This is a genomic window from Alcanivorax sp. HI0083, from assembly GCF_001635175.1.
Map to the genome: position 1 here is coordinate 1 of NZ_LWFX01001631.1, position 1389 is coordinate 1389.

A 1389-nucleotide genomic window follows, 5' to 3' on the forward strand; every position below is an offset into this window, starting at 1 on the left:
AACCGCCATCGTTCTTAATCCGGCTGACCCGCTCTTCCTTGCAGAAAGAAACCAGCTTCTCATCTCTGAATACAGCGGCGCCAGCATCGTGCCCTGTGTGGAGACCCAGTATTATCATTTTCATTCCTCTGTTGAACCGGAACCCGGCAAGCCATCCCGGCCTGCGGTCAAATAAACCGCCCATTCTACATACTCTAGCCGTTGGCTGAACCAGAGCAGACAACTTAGCGAAACCCCGTCATTACGGTACAATGCCCCCCCTTACGCCCTGTTTGCTGAATTCAAGAGGTTCCCATGCCGCAGTATCGCTCCCGTACCACCACCCATGGCCGCAATATGGCTGGCGCCCGTGCCCTGTGGCGCGCCACGGGCATGAAGGACGGGGACTTCGGTAAACCGATTATTGCCATCGCCAACTCCTTTACCCAGTTCGTGCCCGGGCACGTGCACCTGAAGGACATGGGCCAGCTGGTGGCCGGCGAGGTGGAGAAGGCCGGGGGGATCGCCAAGGAATTCAACACCATTGCGGTGGATGACGGCATTGCCATGGGCCACGACGGGATGCTCTATTCCCTGCCCAGCCGCGACATCATTGCCGATTCCGTGGAATACATGGTCAACGCCCACTGCGCCGACGCCATTGTCTGTATTTCCAACTGCGACAAGATCACCCCCGGTATGCTGATGGCCGCCATGCGCCTGAACATCCCGGTGATCTTCGTATCCGGCGGCCCCATGGAAGCGGGCAAGACCAAGCTGGCCGAGGGCAAGCTGGACCTGGTGGACGCCATGGTGATGGCCGCCGATGACAGCGTGGACGAAGAAACCCTGAATGAAGTGGAGCGCTCTGCCTGCCCCACCTGCGGCTCCTGTTCCGGCATGTTCACCGCCAACTCCATGAACTGCCTGACCGAAGCACTGGGCCTGTCCCTGCCCGGCAACGGCTCACTGCTGGCCACCCATGCCGACCGTCGCGAGCTGTTCCTGGAAGCCGGTCGCCGCATCGTGGATATCACCCGGCGCTATTACGAGCAGGACGAAGAGGCCTTGCTGCCGCGCAATATCGCCACGGTTAAGGCGTTTGAGAACGCCATGAGCCTGGATATCGCCATGGGCGGGTCCACCAACACCGTGCTGCACTTGCTGGCAGCGGCACTGGAAGGCGAAGTGGATTTCACCATGGAAGACATCGACCGCCTGAGCCGCAAAGTGCCGTGCCTGTCGAAAGTGGCCCCGGCCACCCAGAAATACCATATGGAAGACGTGCACCGCGCCGGCGGCGTCATGGGCATTCTCGGCGAGCTGGACCGGGCCGGCCTGCTCAACCGGGACATCCCCATGGTGCATTCAGCATCCGTGGCCGAGGCCCTGGAGCATTACGACATCATG

At 60.8% G+C, this 1389-nt stretch carries 1 protein-coding gene; it reads left to right on the top strand.

The window, feature by feature from the left end:
• Positions 1-294: 294 nt before the first annotated feature.
• On the top strand, positions 295-1389 hold a 1095-nt coding region (gene ilvD / locus A3754_RS24070; protein ID WP_082904829.1), incomplete at its 3' end, for a dihydroxy-acid dehydratase.